Below are 3273 nucleotides of genomic sequence, written 5' to 3' on the forward strand. Positions count from 1 at the left end.
GGCAGGAGGTGCGGAATCCGTTCGACCCCACCCCGATCGCACGGGTGGCGGCCCCGGATGCGGCGCTGGCCAATAGCCCGGTTGTCGCCAACACCCAACCCAGCGTGGTGAAGATCCGCGCGATCGCACCGGAGTGTCAGAAAGTGTTGGAGGGCAGCGGATTTGTCCTCTCGCCAGACCGGGTGATGACCAATGCACACGTGGTGGCCGGTGCGAACAGCGTCACCGTGGAGGCGAGCGGCAACCCGTATGACGCCAACGTGGTGTCCTACGACCCGACGGTCGACATCGCGATACTCGCGGTGCCCAACTTGCCTCCCGGACCGCTGGCCTTCGCCAACGCCCCGGCGAAATCGGGTACCGAGGCAATAGTGATGGGCTACCCCGGGGGAGGCGGCTTTGTGGCAACTCCGGCCAGAATTCGGGAACTCATCGAACTCAGCGGGCCCGACATCTACCGGAATGCCTCGGTCAACCGCGAGGTCTATACCATCAGAGCCGGTGTGGAGCAAGGCAATTCGGGCGGACCGTTGATCGATCTGAATGGTCAGGTGCTCGGCGTGGTGTTCGGCGCGGCGGTCGACGACAACGACACGGGTTTCGTGTTGACGGCCAAGGAGGTGGCCGCTCAGCTGTCGCACATCGGCGACACTGCGCCGGTGGCCACTGGGCAGTGTGTCAGCTAAAGCGGCGACCTGTACACCCGGTCGAGGAAACGCATCAGGTGGCCGTTGACTTCCTCCGGCACCTCTTCGTGACTGAAATGTCCTGCGCCGGCGACTGATACGTAACGACCGTGCGGCGCGTAGCGCTGTGTTCGCTCGACGGGGTCGGCCAGCACGTACGGATCGGCATCACCGTGAATGTGCATTATCGGAATCCCAAAGGGACGGTTCATCGATCGCATGAAGCGCCGACCCTCTTCACGCAGCTGGCTACGCACCGCCCACCGCTGATACTCCAGCGCCGAGTGGGCTGCTGACGGGATTTGAATCGCCTGTCGCAGATGACCGATCGTCTCGGAAAAGTCTTCGGATGCAACCCATTTAGCGCTGGCGCGGCTACGCACCAGATGCTCGATCTCCGCGCCGTTATGCCGGGTCAGTGCGCGCTCCGGCCAGATCGGCACCTGATAGCGCAGCAGCGAGGGCAACAGCGCACGGCCCTGATCGCGGCGGGTGAGCGCCGAGCGGCGCAGTGCGGCGGGGTGCGGCGAACTGACCACTGCGATGGCGCGGACCAGCCGTGGATGCAGGACCGACGTTGCCCAGCAGACCAGCCCGCCGTCGGCGTGACCGACCAGGGTCGCCGACGTGTGCCCGAGCGCGCGGATCAGTCCGGCGGTGTCCCCGGCGAGCGTCCAGCCGTCGTAGCCACGGGGCGGTTTGTCGCTACCGCCGTAGCCTCGTAAATCCACCGCGACCACCCGGGCTCGGCTCAAAGCGCGTAGCTGGTGACGCCACGACCACCAGAACGAGCCGAAGCCGTGCAGCATGATCACCAATGGCCGCGCCGTTGGAGAGCTGGCGGCACTCCGGTCGGCGGGCGCTGCCTCGACGACATGGAACCGAATGCCGTTGGCGTGCACGTCCAGATGGCGCCATGGCCCGTCGATACGGGTGACCGACGGATCTGGCGGCGCCATCTACCAACCCGAGGGGTCGGCGGGCGTCCCGCCGTGCGGCGAACGGAGCGCGCGCCCGGAGCCCTTGTCGTGGCCCGGGGTGAACGCGGTCCGGGTCTCCTTGACCGACTCGATGGTCTGCCGCGGTCCGCGGATGCGTCGCACCTTCAAATAGCCGAACAACGCCAGCACCGCGGTAACCACCACCATGATCCCGAACACGATCAGGAAAGCGACCCAGCGCCACAGCCAGGTATCGAGCAGTTCGGCGAGGAAAAAGAAGAAAAAGAAAGTCGAGTAGAACCCCACCACCAGCGCCGAGATGAAGTAAACGCTGCCGGTGAGACCTTTTTTGACATCGCGGGTGATTTCCGAGCGGGCCAATTCGACCTCGGCGCGCACCAGTGTCGACATCTGCGCTGTGGCGTCCTTAACCAGCTCACCGATGGACGGCTCGACGGACAGCGCGTGTGGGTCGGTCAGGGGAATCGTGGTCAGCGTGCGAGGAACCCCGTCCTTGTGGTCGGCGTTCTTGCGATCTGGCTTACTCACAGACGGTCCTCCCGATGTCACTGCCCGGCTCCTCCTCGAGCCGTTGCCCGGCTCGCATCGTCGCCGGGCGTTGCCTGTCGTCGCGGTTCATGTTGCCATGCGGTCGGTTACCAGACGAGGCCAACCGGATCACCGCCCGACCGTTTGCGGATCGACGCTGGCGGGCATCGGTCGCGCTAGACTGACGCCGCCGCTTCGGGTGCGCGTCCAGGCTTGTCGACGGGAGTACTGCTTTGCAGACCACGTGCCGCCGGCCGCTTCTTGTCGTTGCGGTGTTGGTCATGGTGACATCGGTGGGCCCGGCCGGCCTGTGCGGCGTGTCGGCTGGAGCTGACGACCGACTCCCGCTCGGCGGCGGGGCGGGCATCGTGGTCAACGGCGACACTCTGTGCACGCTGACCACCATCGGCACCGATGGGAAAGGCGAGCTGATCGGTTTCACCTCGGCGCACTGCGGTGGCCCGGGCGCGGTGGTGGCCGCCGAGGCGGCAAAAGACCGCGGCACGCTGGGAACCATGGTGGCCGGCAACGACACCCTGGACTACGCGGTCATCCAGTTCGATCCGGCCAAGGTGACGCCGGTCGCCAACTTCGGTGGCTTCGCGATCAACGGCATTGGGCCGGATCCCGCGTTCGGTCAGATCGCTTGCAAACAGGGCCGCACGACCGGGAACTCGTGCGGCGTCACGTGGGGTCCCGGTCAAGACCCGGGCACGATCGTGATGCAGGTATGCGGACAACCGGGCGACTCGGGCGGTCCGGTTACCGTCAACAACCTCCTGGTCGGCATGATCCACGGCGCCTTCAGCGAGAACCTGCCGGCCTGCGTCATCAAGTACATCCCGCTGCACACCCCCGCAGTTGTTCAGTCGATCAACGCGGTCTTGGCCGACATCAACGCCAAGAACCGTCCCGGCGCCGGCTTCGTCCCAGTCCCCGCCTGACACTTATTTGGCGGCTATCGATTGCCCGGTTCGCCCCCTCGCCGCTGCGCGGCTGGGGGTGCCCCCACTGCATCGTTACTGGGCGGCGCGGATCGCGTCGAACACGCCGGGATCGAGCAGCGTCGAGGTGTCGCCGAGTTCGCGATCCTCGGC

At 66.1% G+C, this 3273-nt stretch carries 4 protein-coding genes and 1 pseudogene; 2 read left to right on the forward strand and 3 right to left on the reverse strand.

Translation table 11 applies throughout. The features are described from left to right. Positions 1–686 (forward strand): annotated as a pseudogene (gene marP / locus WAN71_RS10375) (acid resistance serine protease MarP); the annotation flags it as partial. On the opposite strand, the gene WAN71_RS10380 reads toward marP, so the two are convergent. Together WAN71_RS10380 and WAN71_RS10385 are read right to left on the reverse strand one after the other, a co-directional pair. After that, a complete protein-coding gene (locus WAN71_RS10380) occupies positions 683–1645 on the reverse strand; it encodes an alpha/beta fold hydrolase (protein ID WP_422225249.1) in 963 nt (320 codons plus the stop codon). The pseudogene marP and the gene WAN71_RS10380 overlap by 4 nt on opposite strands. After that, positions 1646–2176, reverse strand: a complete 531-nt coding sequence (locus tag WAN71_RS10385) for a phage holin family protein (protein WP_422225250.1) — start codon at positions 2174–2176, stop codon at positions 1646–1648. A gap of 281 nt (positions 2177–2457) precedes the next feature. Between WAN71_RS10385 and WAN71_RS10390 the strand changes: the two genes are divergently transcribed. Then, positions 2458–3120, forward strand: coding sequence for a serine protease (locus tag WAN71_RS10390; RefSeq protein ID WP_422225251.1), 663 nt, complete (start codon positions 2458–2460; stop codon positions 3118–3120). Between the two features lie 75 nt (positions 3121–3195). Here the strand turns inward: WAN71_RS10390 and WAN71_RS10395 are convergent. Continuing rightward, the coding region (locus tag WAN71_RS10395) for a hypothetical protein (RefSeq protein WP_422225252.1) at positions 3196–3273 on the reverse strand (78 nt) is incomplete at its 5' end.

The sequence above is a fragment of the Mycobacterium sp. genome (assembly GCF_049280035.1).
Taxonomy (GTDB): domain Bacteria; phylum Actinomycetota; class Actinomycetes; order Mycobacteriales; family Mycobacteriaceae; genus Mycobacterium.

Coding starts and splice junctions, on each gene's coding strand:
- WAN71_RS10380 (WP_422225249.1), bottom strand. CDS start 1,645: ATGGCGCCGCCAGATCCGTCGGTCACCCGTATCGACGGGCCATGGCGC.
- WAN71_RS10390 (WP_422225251.1), top strand. CDS start 2,458: ATGGTGACATCGGTGGGCCCGGCCGGCCTGTGCGGCGTGTCGGCTGGA.